This window comes from Bacillus inaquosorum, assembly GCF_023238325.1.
Lineage (GTDB): Bacteria > Bacillota > Bacilli > Bacillales > Bacillaceae > Bacillus > Bacillus inaquosorum.
The window spans coordinates 2,542,245-2,559,102 of sequence record NZ_CP096592.1 but is presented as its reverse complement, the minus strand read 5'-3'; the positions used below and the strand labels follow the sequence as shown (position 1 = coordinate 2,559,102).

The 16,858-nt window shown below is 42.5% G+C and carries 17 protein-coding genes and 1 pseudogene; 16 read left to right on the top strand and 2 right to left on the bottom strand.

The window, feature by feature from the left end; translation table 11 throughout:
- Positions 1-61: 61 nt before the first annotated feature.
- From M1M80_RS12825 to pstB (M1M80_RS12795), 7 genes are all read left to right on the top strand, one after another.
- The gene (locus M1M80_RS12825; RefSeq protein ID WP_003237017.1) at positions 62-1,354 is read left to right on the top strand and encodes an MFS transporter; all 1,293 of its coding nucleotides are present in this window, start codon (positions 62-64) and stop codon (positions 1,352-1,354) included.
- Between the two features lie 113 nt (positions 1,355-1,467).
- Positions 1,468-3,621 (top strand): penicillin-binding protein 2A, encoded by a 2,154-nt coding sequence (gene pbpA, locus M1M80_RS12820; RefSeq protein WP_060399035.1) that lies wholly within the window; start codon positions 1,468-1,470, stop codon positions 3,619-3,621.
- A 154-nt stretch (positions 3,622-3,775) separates the two neighbouring features.
- Positions 3,776-4,678, top strand: a complete 903-nt coding sequence (locus M1M80_RS12815) for a phosphate ABC transporter substrate-binding protein (RefSeq protein ID WP_003237013.1) — start codon at positions 3,776-3,778, stop codon at positions 4,676-4,678.
- A gap of 68 nt (positions 4,679-4,746) precedes the next feature.
- On the top strand, positions 4,747-5,676 hold the full coding sequence (gene pstC, locus M1M80_RS12810) for a phosphate ABC transporter permease subunit PstC (RefSeq protein ID WP_060399034.1): 930 nt from the start codon (positions 4,747-4,749) through the stop codon (positions 5,674-5,676).
- A complete protein-coding gene (gene pstA, locus M1M80_RS12805; protein WP_003237008.1) occupies positions 5,676-6,560 on the top strand; it encodes a phosphate ABC transporter permease PstA in 885 nt (294 codons plus the stop codon). The genes pstC and pstA overlap by 1 nt, the downstream gene beginning before the upstream one ends.
- 20 nt (positions 6,561-6,580) lie before the next feature.
- Entirely contained in the window at positions 6,581-7,390 is an 810-nt protein-coding gene (gene pstB / locus M1M80_RS12800; protein ID WP_060399033.1) for a phosphate ABC transporter ATP-binding protein PstB, read from the top strand.
- A gap of 10 nt (positions 7,391-7,400) precedes the next feature.
- Positions 7,401-8,183 (top strand): phosphate ABC transporter ATP-binding protein PstB, encoded by a 783-nt coding sequence (gene pstB, locus M1M80_RS12795; protein ID WP_060399032.1) that lies wholly within the window; start codon positions 7,401-7,403, stop codon positions 8,181-8,183.
- 31 nt (positions 8,184-8,214) lie between these two features.
- Here pstB (M1M80_RS12795) and M1M80_RS12790 read toward each other — a convergent pair whose 3' ends face one another.
- The gene (locus M1M80_RS12790) at positions 8,215-8,679 is read right to left on the bottom strand and encodes an endolytic transglycosylase MltG (RefSeq protein ID WP_019258905.1); all 465 of its coding nucleotides are present in this window, start codon (positions 8,677-8,679) and stop codon (positions 8,215-8,217) included.
- On the bottom strand, positions 8,676-9,029 hold the full coding sequence (locus tag M1M80_RS12785; protein WP_003226272.1) for a hypothetical protein: 354 nt from the start codon (positions 9,027-9,029) through the stop codon (positions 8,676-8,678). The genes M1M80_RS12790 and M1M80_RS12785 overlap by 4 nt, the downstream gene beginning before the upstream one ends.
- A gap of 179 nt (positions 9,030-9,208) precedes the next feature.
- On the opposite strand from M1M80_RS12785, the gene M1M80_RS12780 reads away from it, so the two are divergent.
- From M1M80_RS12780 to M1M80_RS12740, 9 genes and pseudogenes are all read left to right on the top strand, one after another.
- A complete protein-coding gene (locus M1M80_RS12780) occupies positions 9,209-9,679 on the top strand; it encodes a hypothetical protein (protein WP_060399031.1) in 471 nt (156 codons plus the stop codon).
- On the top strand, positions 9,676-10,755 hold the full coding sequence (locus tag M1M80_RS12775; RefSeq protein WP_060399030.1) for a glycosyltransferase family 4 protein: 1,080 nt from the start codon (positions 9,676-9,678) through the stop codon (positions 10,753-10,755). The genes M1M80_RS12780 and M1M80_RS12775 overlap by 4 nt, the downstream gene beginning before the upstream one ends.
- Before the next feature lie 83 nt (positions 10,756-10,838).
- Positions 10,839-10,988 carry a 50S ribosomal protein L33 gene (rpmG, locus tag M1M80_RS12770; RefSeq protein WP_003153056.1) on the top strand — a complete coding sequence of 50 codons (150 nt, stop codon included), beginning with the start codon at positions 10,839-10,841 and terminating at the stop codon, positions 10,986-10,988.
- 84 nt (positions 10,989-11,072) lie between these two features.
- The gene (locus tag M1M80_RS12765) at positions 11,073-11,636 is read left to right on the top strand and encodes a 5-formyltetrahydrofolate cyclo-ligase (RefSeq protein ID WP_060399029.1); all 564 of its coding nucleotides are present in this window, start codon (positions 11,073-11,075) and stop codon (positions 11,634-11,636) included.
- Positions 11,637-11,700: 64 nt separating this feature from the next.
- Positions 11,701-11,874, top strand: coding sequence for a hypothetical protein (locus M1M80_RS12760; RefSeq protein ID WP_003236997.1), 174 nt, complete (start codon positions 11,701-11,703; stop codon positions 11,872-11,874).
- Between the two features lie 88 nt (positions 11,875-11,962).
- Entirely contained in the window at positions 11,963-13,486 is a 1,524-nt protein-coding gene (yqgP, locus tag M1M80_RS12755) for a rhomboid protease YqgP (protein ID WP_060399028.1), read from the top strand.
- A gap of 113 nt (positions 13,487-13,599) precedes the next feature.
- A pseudogene (locus tag M1M80_RS12750) lies at positions 13,600-13,816 on the top strand (YqgQ family protein).
- A gap of 10 nt (positions 13,817-13,826) precedes the next feature.
- A complete protein-coding gene (glcK, locus tag M1M80_RS12745) occupies positions 13,827-14,792 on the top strand; it encodes a glucose kinase GlcK (RefSeq protein WP_003236990.1) in 966 nt (321 codons plus the stop codon).
- A gap of 115 nt (positions 14,793-14,907) precedes the next feature.
- Positions 14,908-16,824: an LTA synthase family protein gene (locus M1M80_RS12740; RefSeq protein ID WP_060399027.1), complete on the top strand. Its 1,917-nt coding sequence runs from the start codon at positions 14,908-14,910 to the stop codon at positions 16,822-16,824.
- The last annotated feature ends 34 nt before the right edge of the window (positions 16,825-16,858 follow it).

Genomic DNA, 16,858 nt, shown 5'->3' with positions numbered 1-16,858 from the left:
TTCTTTTTACATATCTCGGTTTGAGTGAGACAGACTAAGGGATAGTAAAGGGGAGTCAGTAATGAGCAAACTAAAAAAAGTAATTGGCGATGTAGACGTAAACAAAGGGTTACTCTTTCTGCTGACCATTGGCGGGCTTTATTCGCTGGGAATTGCATTGTCCAATACATTTGTTAATGTGTACCTTTGGAAGCAGTCAGGGAAATTTATTGATTTGGCGATATATAATTTATCCATTGTGACAATGCAGCCGTTAACCTTTTATTTGGCTGGACGGTTAGCCAAAAAAATAGACAGGGTGTTCATTTTAAGGTTCGGCGTCATTTTTTTAGCTGCCTTTTATTTAAGTGTGCTTTTAGCCGGAGAAACGGCGGCCAGCCGGCTCGTGCTGATCGGCGCGGTGCTCGGAGTGGGCTATGGCTTTTATTGGCTAGCGTTTAACGTGCTGACCTTTGAAATAACAGAGCCGGAGACGCGAGACTTTTTCAACGGATTTATGGGCATTCTGTCTTCCTCTGCAGGGATGATCGGTCCGATTGTAGCGGGATTTGTTATCTCAAGGCTTGAAAATAATACGGGTTACACAGTGATTTTCAGTCTCTCCCTCAGTTTATTTGCCTTGGCTGTCGTGATGAGCTTTTTTTTAAAACGGAGAGAATCAAAGGGCCGTTTTATGCTGAGCAAGGTATTTGGAGAGCGTCATAGCAATATGAATTGGCGGAGAATTACGAATGCGCATTTTTTTCAAGGCTTGAGAGAAGGGATTTTTGTCTTCTTAATCAGTGTATTTGTATTTATTGAGACAAACAGCGAACTGGCCCTCGGCACATTCGGCCTTGTCAACTCAGCTGTTTCCTTCTTTGCCTACTACTTTGCATCCAGGCTGATTAAGAAAAAGGCCAGAAAAAAATCAATCTTGCTGGGCGGCCTTATTCTGTATGGCGCGCTGTTTTTGATTCTGTTTCATATGAGCTTTACGACATTATTGACGTACGGCGTTTTTATTGCCATCGGCTATCCTCTTTTGCTCGTGCCATATGTATCACTTACATATGATGTGATAGGCCGGGCGCGGCATGCCAGAAAAGCAAGAATTGAATATATCGTGCTGAGGGAACTGTTTTTAAACGCCGGCAGGATTGTCTCCATTTTATGCTTTCTCTTGATCGTGGCCCTTCTGAAAGAGGATGTGGGAATTCCTTTGTCACTCGCTATATTGGGCATAGGACATCCGCTGATTTATTACTTTGTTAAGGATATCCGTTTTAAGGAGAAAGAAGAGGAAAATGAAACCATGGAAGAAGACGGCCAAAAACGGGTAACTGAACCGAATCTTTTAAAAGGCGAAAGATAATTTTTTGTCAAAAAGGGGTTATCTGTAGAAAAAAGTCGAAAAAACCTTTAGAATGAAAACTGGCACTCTTACTTGAGTGTCTTTTCTTTCTGTAAATAGAAAAAGGTGATGTTATGAGGAGAAATAAACCAAAAAAGCAAAATCATAAAGAGAAAAAGAAGTCGCTTCCGATCCGGCTGAATATTTTATTCTTGGCTGCCTTTGTCATATTCACCTGGATCATTGTGGAATTAGGCATCAAGCAGATCGTACAAGGCGATGATTACAAAAACCAAGCCAATCAGCAGGAACAAAGTGAAGTCAGCTCGGCGGTGCCGCGCGGGAAAATTTATGATCGAAACTTTAATGCCATCGTGACAAATAAGGCTTTAAATGCAATCACATACACCAGATCTAAATCGACCACGCAAGACCAGCGTTTAAAGATCGCAAAAAAGCTGTCTGATATGATTAAAGTTGATACAAAAAAAGTAACAGAACGGGATAAAAAGGATTATTGGATTTTAACGAGGTCGAAAGAAGCCAAAAAGTTGATTACCGCTAAAGAAAGAAAGCAGGTTGAAGACAAAACATTATCCGATGACGATTTATATCAGCTCCAGCTAAAACGAATTACTGATAAGCAGCTGAATGAACTGACGGATAAAGACATGCAGATCCTAGCCATCAAAAGACAGATGGATTCAGGATATGCATTGACCCCTCAATATATCAAAAACGAAGATGTATCAGCGAAAGAAATGGCAGTTGTAAGTGAACATTTAGACGAACTGCCGGGTGTTGATGTCACGTCCGATTGGGAACGCGAATATCCGTATAAAAACCTTCTTCGCTCAGTGCTCGGAAGTGTTTCCAGCTCTGATGAAGGATTGCCGTCCAACTTGCTCGACCATTATCTGTCTCTTGGCTACAGCCGAAATGACAGGGTCGGAAAAAGTTATATTGAATACCAGTACGAAAGCCTTCTGCAGGGACAAAAAGCAAAGGTGGAAAACATCACGGATTCAAACGGCAATGTCACGGGAACAAAAACCGTTTCTGAAGGCAAAGCCGGAAAAGATCTCGTACTTACGATTGACATTGATTTGCAAAAAGAAGTGGAAAAAATCATTGAGAAGAATCTCAAATCTGCTAAAGCAAGACCAAGCACTGGATTATTAGACCGGGCATTCGTTGTCATGATGGACCCGAGAAACGGTGAAGTGCTGACAATGGCGGGTAAGCAGATTAAACAAGAAAATGGGAAATATAAAATTGATGATTACGCGCTAGGAAATATGACGTCATCTTATGCCATGGGTTCGGCTGTCAAAGGTGCAACCGTGCTGACGGGCTTGCAAACTGGTGCCATCAACCTGAATACCGTTTTTCAGGATGAACCATTGTATATTGGTAGCCAGGATAAAAATGGTAAAAAGTCATGGACGAACTTAGGACCGGTCAATATTCAAAGAGCCTTAGAGCAGTCTTCCAACGTATTTATGTTTAAAACGGCGATTGCACTCGGAAAAGGTGAATATAAACCGCATCAAGCTTTACCGATTGATACAACGGCCTTTGATACATTCCGGAATTATTTCAGCCAATTTGGATTGGGAGTTAAAACTGGAATTGATCTTCCGAATGAAATGACAGGCTATAAAGGAACAGACAGATTAACGGGATTCTTGCTTGACTATGCAATCGGTCAGTACGATACGTATACACCGCTGGAACTGGCACAATATGTATCAACGATTGCAAATGGCGGCTACCGCTTGAAGCCTCAGCTAGTAAAAGAAGTCAGAGAACCTAATGCTGAAAAAGGGATTGGTGCTGTCGTGCAATCCGTTCAGCCGGAAGTGCTGAATAAAATCGACATGAAGAGTGAATACATTAAAGAAGTACAGGCCGGATTCAGACGAGTGATGACCAAAGGGACTGCTGCCAGCCAATTTGCGTCAGCATCATATCAGCCTGCTGGGAAAACAGGAACAGCACAATCGTTCTATGACGGGCCTGATAAATCAAAAACAGGAACAGCGACATATAATACGACACTTGTCGCTTATGCGCCGGCTGATAATCCTGAAATTGCGATCTCTGTCGTAGTACCTTGGGCTTATATTGATTACAGCGCTAAATATACCATTACAAACGAAATCGGCAGAGAGGTAATGGATAAATATTTTGAGCTGAAATCGAAGCAGGACAAAGAAGATACGCAACAAAAGAATAAAGATAAAATCGAAGAAAATGCAGAGAACACAACGTCTTCTGATAACTAAAAAGAAACGCTCACATGATGTGGGCGTTTTTTTTATACAAAAAAACGCATTGATTTACAAAACCTTAACATTCGGTTCAAACCCTTTTTACATAGAACCTTTACTCTATACGTGTAGGACAAATTACACATTATACGCAGGGGGAATTCAGGAAATGAAAAAAAACAAATTGGTGCTTATGCTTCTAATGGCTGCTTTTATGATCATTGCAGCTGCATGCGGAAATGCAGGAGAAAGTGAAAAATCGAATAGCGATTCTGCAAAAGGAGAAGGAAAGGCATCAGGTTCTTTAACCATTTCTGGTTCATCGGCTATGCAGCCATTAGTACTTGCAGCCGCAGAAAAATTTATGGAAGAAAACCCTGATGCTGATATACAGGTGCAAGCTGGCGGTTCTGGAACAGGGCTTTCTCAAGTCTCTGAAGGAGCTGTTCAGATCGGGAATTCAGACGTTTTTGCTGAAGAAAAAGAAGGTATTGATGCAAAAGCGCTTGTCGATCATCAAGTCGCAGTCGTTGGTATGGCAGCAGCTGTAAACCCTGATGCTGGTGTGAAGGATATTTCTAAAGATGAATTGAAAAAAATCTTCACTGGTAAAATCAAAAACTGGAAAGAGCTTGGCGGCAAAGACCAAAAGATTACACTTGTAAACCGTCCTGATTCTTCTGGCACACGTGCTACATTTGTGAAATATGCGCTTGACGGAGAAGAACCTGCAGAAGGCATTACTGAAGATTCCTCCAACACTGTGAAAAAAATCATTGCTGATACTCCGGGAGCGATTGGATATCTTGCATTCTCATATTTAACAGATGACAAAGTAACTGCTCTATCTATTGATGGTGTAAAACCTGAAGCAAAAAATGTGACAACTGGCGAGTATCCGATCTGGGCTTATCAACATTCTTATACAAAAGGTGAAGCGACAGATTTAGCTAAAGAATTTCTAGATTATCTAAAGAGTGAAGACATTCAAAAAAGCATTGTTACTGACCAAGGCTACATTCCGGTTACTGATATGAAAGTGACACGCGATGCCAACGGGAAGCAAAGCTGATCTTAATAAAAAGAGGAGTGCGGGGACAACCGTTTCTCCTCTTAACACATTCATAGGAGTGTAAAACAATGATAAACAATAGAGAAAATATGTCTGTGAGCGAGCGTTTAATCAGCTCAAGGCAAAATAGGCAATTGGATGAAGTTCGGGGAAGAATGATTGTGACAGCTTGTGCGCTTATTATGATTGCGGCATCTGTAGCGATCACCATTTTCCTCGGCGTTAAGGGGCTGCAATCTTTTCTAGTAAATGGTGTAAGCCCAATTGAATTCTTAACGAGTCTAAATTGGAACCCTACAGATGCTGATCCGAAATATGGCGTGCTGCCATTTATTTTTGGATCATTTGCAGTAACGATTCTTTCTGCACTCATTGCTGCGCCGCTTGGCATTGCAGGTGCGATTTTTATGACAGAAATTGCGCCGAATTGGGGAAAGAAAGTGCTGCAGCCGGTGATTGAGCTTTTAGTCGGCATTCCATCTGTTGTTTATGGATTCATAGGTCTTACAGTATTGGTGCCGTTTATCGCCCAATTCAAATCGAGCGGGACAGGGCACAGTTTATTGGCGGGAACGATTGTCCTTTCCGTCATGATTCTGCCGACCATCACATCGATCTCTGCAGATGCAATGGCTTCTCTTCCGAAGAGTTTAAGAGAAGGTTCTTACGCGCTTGGTGCGACTAGATGGCAGACGATCAGAAAAGTACTTGTGCCTGCAGCTTTTCCAACATTAATGACAGCTGTTGTACTTGGTATGGCACGGGCGTTTGGTGAAGCTTTGGCTGTTCAGATGGTCATTGGAAATACAAGAGTATTGCCGGAAAGCCTGTTCGACACTGCTGGAACACTGACAACGATCATCACACTGAATATGGGCCACACCACATACGGCAGCGTTGAAAATAATACGCTTTGGTCAATGGGGCTAGTGCTTCTGGTGATGTCATTCTTGTTCATCCTGCTTATTCGCTACTTGTCATCTAGGAGGAAAGTGTAATGAACCGCAAAATAACAGATAAACTGGCGACTGGAATGTTTGGTTTGTGTGCAGCCATTATCGCTGCAATTCTAGTAGGCTTGTTTTCCTATATTATTATCAACGGTGTTTCTCAGCTCAGCTTCGACTTTATTTCAACAAAATCGAGTGCCATTGCAGCTGGAGGAGGAATACGTGACCAGCTGTTTAACTCCTTTTATATCTTGTTTATTACCATGCTGATTACAATCCCGCTCGGTGTGGGCGGCGGAGTGTTCATGGCTGAGTACGCGCCTAATAACAAAGTGACTGATTTCATCAGAACATGTATAGAGGTGCTTTCATCTCTTCCGTCTATTGTCATTGGGATGTTTGGATTACTGATGTTTGTCAACTTAACAGGCTGGGGATATACGATCATAGGCGGTGCGCTTGCGTTAACTGTTTTTAACCTTCCTGTCATGGTGCGTGTGACAGAAGACGCGATCCGTACAGTCCCTAAAGATCTGAAGGAAGCATCTCTCGCTTTAGGTGTTTCACGCTGGCATACCGTAAAAACAGTTTTAATTCCAAGTGCGATCCCTTCTATCATCACAGGAGCGATTTTAGCGTCAGGAAGGGTGTTCGGAGAAGCGGCGGCACTATTATTTACAGCCGGTCTGACAACGCCACGTCTTAATTTTACAGAGTGGAACCCGTTTTCTGAAACATCTCCGCTTAATATTTTCAGGCCCGCTGAAACACTGGCGGTCCACATTTGGAACGTAAATACGCAAGGAATGATTCCGGATGCTGAAGCGATTGCCAACGGAGGTTCTGCGGTGCTGGTGATTTCTGTTCTTGTGTTTAATCTCGCAGCGAGATGGCTTGGCACGATGATCTACAAAAAGCTTACGGCAAATTAGAACGGAAAGAGGCGAAAATCATGTCTGAACAAATGGTAAAAGAAAAGCCTGAACGTGCTGTTTTCGTTCCGAAGCAGCACCACGTGCTTGAAGTGAAAGATCTGTCTATATTTTACGGAAATAAACAAGCAGTTCACCACGTGAATATGGATATTGAAAAGAACGCGGTGACCGCTTTGATTGGGCCGTCAGGATGCGGAAAGTCTACTTTTTTGAGAAATATTAACCGAATGAATGATTTAATTCCTTCTGCAAGAGCTGAAGGTGAAATCCTTTATGAAGGACTAAATATACTGGGCAGCAATATTAACGTTGTCAGCTTAAGAAGAGAAATCGGAATGGTTTTCCAAAAACCGAATCCATTTCCGAAATCGATCTATGCCAATATCACACATGCATTGAAATATGCCGGAGAGCGGAATAAAGCCGTTTTAGATGAGATTGTGGAAGAAAGCTTAACAAAAGCAGCGCTCTGGGATGAGGTGAAGGACCGTTTGCATTCATCTGCACTCTCATTATCAGGCGGCCAGCAGCAGCGTTTATGCATCGCGAGAACGCTTGCGATGAAGCCGGCTGTTCTTCTGCTGGATGAACCAGCTTCAGCGCTTGATCCGATTTCAAATGCAAAAATAGAAGAATTAATTACAGAATTGAAAAGCGAATACTCGATTATTATTGTCACGCACAATATGCAGCAGGCTCTGCGGGTTTCTGACCGGACGGCGTTCTTTTTAAACGGCGAGCTTGTAGAATACGGACAGACTGAACAGATTTTTACAAGTCCGAAGCAGCAAAAAACAGAGGATTATATTAACGGGAAATTCGGATAGGAGGGCGGCAATGAGTATTGCTACCGAAGCTGTAATGAAACAGGAAGTTTATCAAGTCAATGGAATGAACTTATGGTATGGCCAGCATCATGCCTTAAAAAATATCAATTTGAGCATTCATGAAAACGAGGTCACGGCAATCATTGGGCCATCAGGATGCGGGAAATCAACCTTCATCAAAACACTGAACTTAATGATTCAAATGACGCCGAATGTAAAGCTTGCAGGTGAGCTGAACTATAATGGCAGCAACATTTTAAAGGATAAAGTGGATATCGTGGATTTACGAAAAAATATCGGCATGGTATTCCAAAAAGGGAACCCGTTTCCGCAATCCATTTTTGATAATGTCGCTTACGGACCGAGAGTCCACGGCACTAAAAATAAAAAGAAGCTTCAAGACATTGTGGAAAAGTCATTAAAAGACGTGGCGTTATGGGATGAGGTGAAGGATCGTTTGCATTCATCCGCCCTTTCGTTATCAGGCGGCCAGCAGCAGCGTCTTTGTATCGCCAGAGCGCTAGCGACAAATCCTGATATTTTGCTGATGGATGAACCGACATCTGCACTGGATCCAATCTCAACGAGAAAAATTGAAGAACTCATTCTTGAGCTGAAAAATAAATATACCATTGTAATCGTCACGCATAACATGCAGCAGGCAGCAAGGGTTTCTGATCAAACCGCCTTTTTCTACATGGGCGAGCTTGTTGAATGCGACAATACCAATAAAATGTTCTCAAACCCGCAGGATCAAAGAACTCTCGATTACATTACAGGAAAGTTTGGGTAAATAAAAACAGGCTGACAGTCAGCCTGTTTTTTTATCGTGTTAACGTTTTTACGATCTTTTTGAAGCTCATGTCTGATTTTACTTTAAACTCCCCAGCGCGGATTTCTTTGTGATAGCCGGCATCAATGACATAGTCGTTAAAGTCTTGAGCCGAGGAGATGATGCCTTCTTTTTCAAGAATATCTGATACATCTGCAGTGCTCATGCCATCTTTAATGGTGAGCTTGTACGTTTTTACTTTGTCTGTTTTCGTGTCTGAGCTGCTGTCATTGCTCAAGGATTTCTCTTTTGAGTCGAGAAGTTTTTGATATTCATCACGGTTAACAGAAACCATTTTTTTAGAATCAAGGTAATTGTTCACGTCTTGTTCGGTTACTGTTTTACTTTCTTTTACAGCAGCGGCCTGATCTTCGTCTGTAAGATAAAAAACAGCTGCGAGAACGGCCGTCGCTAAAATAATGCCGCCAGCAAATGCCTGAATGCCCCGTTTTGTCATACGAGCACCTTCTCGTTATCTTTGATAATCGTATTTACGTCTTCCACTGATACATGCTCAGCTTTAGCAATCGCTTCAGCGGACATGCCGTTATTATATTTAGAAAGTATTTGTTTGGCGATCTTTTGATTGATGTCGCTATGCTTTGATTTGCGGATGACAAGGTTTGTTTCCAGTAATTCTTCCTCAAGCACTGTCATTTTCTTTTTGAGCTTGTAAATTTCCTGCATCGCAGAAAGCTGCAGTGTTTCGAGCTCCTGTTCTACATCTTTCATCGGATCTCTTTGAGAATATGAGAATGCAATTAGCGCTATACTGACGATAAACAACGCAATAATAGCAATTTCCACGTTTCATCACCTTCTATTCTTTTTTTATCCTTCTTTTTTATACCATAAAACCAATGGATTCTAAAGGAATTCGCGAAAAAAACGAGATTTTGTCGAGAAATCTTTCTTTGCTTCCTCTCTATGTAATGGTTTAATAGGGACACCGAGTGAACGATAGGAAAGGAGAATGGTAGGAGTCTATGGATAAACACCCATTTCTCTATAATATACGACATAGGCTTTCTTTTTTTAGGGACACATTCGACATGATTATTCAAAACGCTCACACCTTGACCGTACGCTGGGAGATCTCAGAAGAAACAATGCAGCTGGCTGAAGCGGTGCTTTTCGAAAAAACGCAGGATATGATAAAAGAATTGCGCATTGTCATCAAAAGAAAAGGCATCGAAGCTGTCAGGATGAAACGCCCAACATATGATAAAGGGGAATGGACGATTGGACAGGCGGCTGGTGATGCTGTCTATCGGGCTGAGTACAGAATCGTTAATTCTATGAATGTGACGCTCAAGCTCGCCGATACAGAGGACATCTATCTTGCGGAAAATGGGGTTAGCGATATAAACAGCTTTCAGATTGAGGACGGGCACACCAGATGGGAGAAGCAATTTTCTGCTTACACCTGTTATGGGAGAGGGGAAAAAGAACGATGAACGTTCTCATGCTGACTCTCGAACATCCTCATGAGCCGAAAAGCGGGCTCGGGGTCCATTTAAACCGTCTCATTTCCTATTTAAAACCACATATCAACATAACGGTTTGCACTCCAAGCAGGAAGCTGTTTTCATATGCGCAGTTTGAAGATTTCATAGCTAATGCCAACTTTGCAATGGTTCAGCATATGTTATCCTGCAATGAACGCTTTGATCTGATTCATGCCCATGACGACATGACAGCCCCTGCTGCTTATTATTTGAAACAACAGCTTGGTCTTCCGCTTGCTGCGACAATCCATGGTCTTGAAAGGGAAAGGAAGAAGGCGTGCCAAGAAGCACCGCACCCATACCGACTGCAGACCGAACGGCTCCTTATAGAATCCGCTGATGAACTGATTGTATTAAGCACTTTTATGAAACGGTCTCTTGATAAGACAGCAGGTAAAAAAATATCCGTTATCCCGAGCCCTGCATCTATGGAGGAAGAAAAGGGGAAAATATCAAAGAGCATGAATAGAAGGTTCCTATTTTCGTTTGGAAGGTTTGTTCCGGAAAAGGGGTTTTCTCATCTGTTAAAGGTGTTTGCTATCTTGAGGCAGCGTCAGCCTGACTTGCATTTGGTGCTGGCTGGGGAAGGGCCGTCTTTGTCCTCCTATGAGAAATTGGCTGAGGCATTGAACTTGAAGGAACGTGTCATGTTCCTGCCGTTTTTGCACAAAAGAGACATCAGAGCGTTTCTGTCTCACTGTGAAATGGCTGTATTCCCTAGTTTTTATGAGCCGTTTGGGCTTGCCGCGCAAGAAAGCATGGAACAAGGTGTGCTGACTGCTGTTTCTCCATCGGGCGGTTTTTGTGACTATGCGGTTCATGACAAAACGGCAATCACCGTTGATTTTACGCGTGCAGAGGAAGCAGCTGTTCTGCTGGACAGGTTATTAAAAGACCGGGAAAAAGCATGCCGGATAAAAGATGCCGGCAGACAACAAGTGATCAAACTTCACCATCCCCGGCTTATTACGGAATCATATTTGCACCTTTATAAGCGTATCATCAATAATTCAGCAATTCATTGAAAAACAGCCTAGCTTTCCGTCCATTATAGTGGTATTATATATAAGTCTGAATAAGTAAATGATTTTAGTTTGGAGGGAAAATAATGCGCGTTAATATTACTTTGGCTTGCACTGAATGTGGTGAGCGTAACTATATTTCTAAAAAGAACAAACGCAACAATCCAGACCGCGTTGAATTTAAAAAATATTGCCCACGTGATAAAAAATCTACGTTACACCGTGAAACAAAATAACAGCCTAGCTGTTTAAGGTGTAAGAAAAAAGCCAGAGCTTTGAAAAAGGTTCTGGCTTTTTTTCTATTCCGAGGGGGATGAGAGATGAAATCACAATTAAGAAAAAAGACGATGGAGGCACTATCTGCTGTATCAAGTGAAGATCTTCTTCAAAAAACAGCACGTATATACAAGCATTTGTTTTTACTGCCGGAGTGGCAAAATGCCAGCACCATTGCCGTCACCATCTCCAGAGGGCTGGAAATACCGACGCGCCCCGTCATTGAGCAGGCTTGGGAAGAAGGGAAACAAGTTTGTATTCCAAAATGTGACCCGGACACGAAGAAAATGCAATTTCGCACCTATCAGACGGATGATCAGCTCGAAACCGTTTACGCCGGACTTCTTGAACCGGTGATTGAAAAAACAAAAGAAGTGAAACCATCGCAAATTGACTTGATGATCGTTCCGGGTGTTTGTTTTGATACTGATGGGTTTAGGATTGGCTTTGGCGGCGGCTATTATGACCGTTATTTAAGCGATTATAAAGGGAAGACAGTCTCTTTGCTTTTGGAGTGCCAGCTGTTTGCACACGTCCCCCGTCTGCCGCATGACATCCCGGTACATAAGCTGATAACAGAGGATCGGATCATGTCTTGTTTTTCATAACTCCTGCTCATTATTCAAGAATAAATAAGAAAGAATGACAAACCCTATTGGCAGGAGGGATAAGATGAAAAAACTTATGATTTATGCCATTTTTGCTGTTTCTGCCGTTATGTTTTATCAAAATCGCTACCGTCTTATGAATACCGTACTCAGCCAGCCGGGTATCAGGCGGTCTTTTATCCATTTCTTTTTAAGAATTCCGTTTATCCGTAATAAGTTTATACAGCAAGCTTTCTAAAATCCCGTGAAAAACGGGATTTTTTGCTTTCAGTAGGCGTTCGGAGCGCCAGCTGTTATAATGAAAAAAAACCATTGGAGCGGTAAACATGTATTTGTTGGAGTATACATATTGGAAAACTGCGGAGCACCTAGTGAATAGCGGGTATGGCGTCATACAAGCCGGTGAGTCAGGTGAAATATGGCTGGAAGCACCGGACAAGTCTTCTTATGATCTGGTTCGCCTTTATAATCATGATATTGATTTTCGGCAAGAAATGGCAAGAGATATCGAAGAGCAGGCTGAACGAGTAGAACAAGTCAGAAAGCAACTTGGCAGACGCAAGATGAAGCTGCTGAATGTATTTTTTTCAGCGGAAGCCCCTGTTGATGACTGGGAAGAGATCGCCGAAAAGCCTTTTGAGAAGGGACCTGTCTTAGTTGAGCCGGCGATCGTGAGGGGAACGATGCTTCGTGATGACCTTCAAGCTGTTTTCCCATCAATTCGTGCAGAAGAATGTACAGAAGCCCGTGATTCGTTTGAAGACGCGCAAATGGCGAGAGAACGCTTCCTTTCGCTCGTACTGAAACAAGAAGAACAGAGAAAAAATGAAGCGGCGGTTTTTCAAAACGGAAAACCAATCTTTACATATGTATTCATCGCGCTTCAGGTCTTAATGTTTTTCTTGCTTGAACTAAACGGGGGCAGCACAAATACGCAGACGCTGGTCTCTTTTGGGGCAAAGGAAAACAGTCTGATTGCAGCCGGAGAATGGTGGCGGCTCCTGACTCCGATCGTGCTTCACATTGGCATAGCGCATTTAGCTTTTAATACGCTTGCTTTATGGTCGGTTGGTACAGCAGTTGAGCGGATGTACGGCTCGGGCAGATTTCTGCTGATTTATCTGGCGGCTGGCATTACGGGTTCAATCGCGAGCTTTGTGTTCAGCCCGTATCCTTCAGCGGGCGCTTCAGGAGCCATATTTGGATGCTTAGGCGCACTGCTGTATGTAGCTTTGTCAAATCGGAAAATGTTTTTAAGAACCATTGGAACCAATATTATTGTCATTATTATCATTAATCTTGGCTTCGGTTTTGCAGTTTCAAATATTGATAACTCTGGACATATTGGCGGTCTGATTGGCGGCTTTTTCGCAGCTGCCGCACTTGGATTGCCCAAAACCGGAGCCTTTGGAAAAAGATTGTTGTCAGCGGTTTTGCTGATTGCTTTGGCAGCCGGGTTTTTATATTACGGATTGCATTCGCCTTCCCGCCAGGAGTCAGCGCTGATTCAGCAGGCAAACGAGCTGTATCAGGAAGGAAAGTATGAAGAAGTAACGGAATTGCTGAACGGAGAAGCGGAGCAAAAAGATGCCTCAGCCGATCTTTTGAAAATCCTGGCTGTCTCTGATATTCAAATCGGCGAATATGATCAGGCGATTTCCCTTTTGGAAAGAGCTGTGGAAAAAGAACCTAAAGACCATGCCTCATATTACAATTTAGCCTTGCTGTATGCGGAAAAAAATGAGCTTGGTCAAGCAGAAGAGGCTATCAAGTCGGCTGTAAAACTTAAGCCGAAGGAGCAGCGGTACAAAGAGCTCCAGCAGCAAATTGAAAATAATAAAGAATCATAGGGAGCGGAATATACCTAAGGAGGGAGGCTGGATTTTTTGTCAGCGTTTTCTTCTTGACTGGCCGCTCCCATATGAATACGCTTAAATAGTTAAGATTAAGAATGGTGAGGAAAATGAATACATTATATGATGTGCAGCAGCTGTTAAAAACGTTTGGCCACATTGTTTACTTTGGAGACAGAGAGCTTGAAATTGAGTTTATGCTCGATGAATTAAAGGAATTATACATGAACCACATGATTGAGAAGGAGCAGTGGGCCAAAGCGGCAGCTGTCCTTCGAAAAGAATTGGAACAAACAAAAAAACGGAAGAGATATATGTAAAGGCTAGGGTGATAAAAATGGACGAGATTTGGTTTGCGGGCATTGATCTGGGAGGAACGACGATTAAACTCGCTTTTATTAATCAATATGGTGAAATTCAGCATAAGTGGGAAGTCCCGACTGATAAAACCGGCGACACCATTACCGTTACAATCGCAAAAACAATCGATAGCAAGCTGGATGAGCTGCAAAAACCGAAGCATATCATCAAATACATCGGAATGGGTGCACCAGGCCCTGTAGATATGGCGGCAGGAGTCGTTTATGAAACGGTAAATCTGGGGTGGAAAAACTATGCTTTAAAGAACCATCTGGAGACAGAAACCGGCATCCCGGCTGTTATAGAAAACGACGCGAATATTGCTGCGCTCGGAGAAATGTGGAAGGGAGCGGGTGACGGCGCGAAAGACGTCATTCTCGTGACGCTTGGCACAGGAGTTGGCGGCGGCATTATTGTAAATGGTGAAATTGTACATGGCATAAATGGCGCGGGCGGGGAAATCGGCCATATTTGCAGCATTCCTGAAGGCGGAGCGCCGTGCAACTGCGGCAAAACGGGCTGTATCGAAACGATTGCGTCGGCAACCGGAATTGTAAGAATTGCAAAAGAGAAAATAGCAAATGCTAGGCAGACGACACGTTTAAAAGCAACTGAACAATTGTCAGCACGGGATGTATTTGAAGCAGCGGGTGAAAATGACGAAATGGCCCTTGAAGTGGTGGATTATGTAGCCAAGCACCTTGGTTTGGTGCTCGGAAATTTGGCAAGCTCGCTTAACCCGTCAAAAATCGTTATTGGCGGCGGCGTATCGAAAGCCGGCGAACTGCTGAGATCAAAAGTCGAGAAAACATTCCGCAAATGCGCGTTTCCGCGGGCAGCAGAAGCTGCTGATATTTCAATTGCAGCACTTGGAAATGATGCCGGCGTTATCGGAGGCGCTTGGATCGCTAAAAACGAATGGCTGAAACACCAAAATTGTTAAAATTGTGTAAATGAAATTGATTTTTTGTTATGTTCAGGTTAAGATTTAATTTGATGTGTTAATGAGAATGTTGGGAATAGACTGATTTTTTGAGCGTGCTGCATAGGAGGTTGAAATGCGAAAAACGTTTTTTTCGAAGATTTCATTTATGCTGATTGCCATTATATTGATGTGGCTGAAAACGTATGCTGTTTACAAAACCAGTTTTCATATTAAAATTGACAATCTAACGCAGGAATTTATTTTGTTTATCAACCCATTGAGCTTTTTGCTGCTCATCTTTGGCTTCAGCCTGTTTTTAAAAGGCAAAAACAGAAATCGCTATATTATCGCGATGAGCTGTCTTGTCACGTTTGTATTGCTGGCTAATATGGTTTTTTATCGTTTTTACAATGATTTCTTAACGATCCCTGTTCTTTTTCAAACGAGCAATATGGGTGATCTCGGCAGCAGCATCGGAACACTTCTTGAGCCGACAGACCTCCTATTGGCTGTAGATATTGCGGTATTACTATGGCTGCACATCCGGCAAAAAGCTTTCCAATCGGACATTCCTTCCACGAAAAATGAACGGGCGGCATATTTTTTGTTTGTTGCTTCTGTTTATTTCTTCAACCTGGGCTTGTCTGAGGCGGAAAGACCTCAGCTATTGACACGCTCATTTGACAGGGAAATGCTTGTTAAAAACATCAGCCTATTTAATTTTCATATTTACGACGGTGTTCTTCAGTCAAAGCAGTCCGCACAAAGGGCATTGGCTGACAGCAACAGCCTGACGGAAATTGAAAACTACGTAACCGCTAATGCGAAAGATGCCAACAAAAGTTTATTCGGCGCTGCAAAAGGAAGGAACGTCATACTCGTATCCTTAGAGTCAACGCAAAGCTTTGTGATCAATGAAAAGGTGAATGGAGAAGAAATCACGCCTTTTCTGAATGACTTTATAAAAAAGAGCTACAACTTTAATAATGTTTACCACCAAACCGGCCAGGGGAAAACATCAGATTCTGAATTTATCGTGGACAATTCACTGTATCCGCTTGGACGAGGCGCCGTGTTTTTTACAAATGCGGGCAACCAATACATGGCGGCACCCGAGATTTTGAAAAACAACGGTTACTATTCAGCTGTGCTTCATGCTAATAATAAAAGTTTTTGGAATCGGGATTTAATGTACGACTCTTTTGGATATGATTCGTTTTTTGATATTAACTCCTATGAAGTAACTGACAAAAATTCAGTCGGCTGGGGACTGAAGGATAAAGAATTTTTTGAGCAATCTTCAGAGCTGATGAAAAATCTGCCTCAACCGTTTTATTCGAGGCTGATCACTCTTACGAACCACTTCCCATTTGATCTTGATGAAGAGGATAAATTGATTGATGAATACGATTCAAGCAGCCAGACACTAAACAAATATTTCCCGACAGTGCGCTATCAGGATGAGGCGCTGAAACGGTTCATCGAAAAGCTGAAAGAAGACGGGTTATACGACAACTCTATTATCGTATTATACGGTGACCATTATGGTATATCGGAAAACCATAATGAAGCGATGGGGCAATTTTTAGGGAAAGAGATTACACCATTTGAAGAAGTTCAGCTCCAAAAAGTGCCGCTTGTCATTCATATTCCCGGTATTACCGACAAAAAACCGCAAACCTTTGAAACAGTAGGCGGGCAGATTGATATCAGGCCGACGCTGATGAACCTTTTAGGGATTGATACGAAAGATCAAATTCAATTCGGAAACGATCTGCTTTCGGATGAAAAACTGGACTTTACGGTGCTCCGGGACGGGAGCTTTATCACTGATCAGGTCGTATATACTGACGGTGCTTGTTATGATAAAGAGACCGGACAGCCGTTAAAAGAGGCAAAACAATGTGAAGCATTTGCTGATAAAGCGAAACAGGAGCTATTACTTTCTGATGAAATCATATATGGAGATTTGTTACGATTTTATGATCAGAAAAGGCTGGACAATTCGTCAAAACGAAATGAAAAACAAATGCTTGATCAGGCATCGTAATCACAAAGCCTCCCGCATCAAAGTAGCGGGAGGC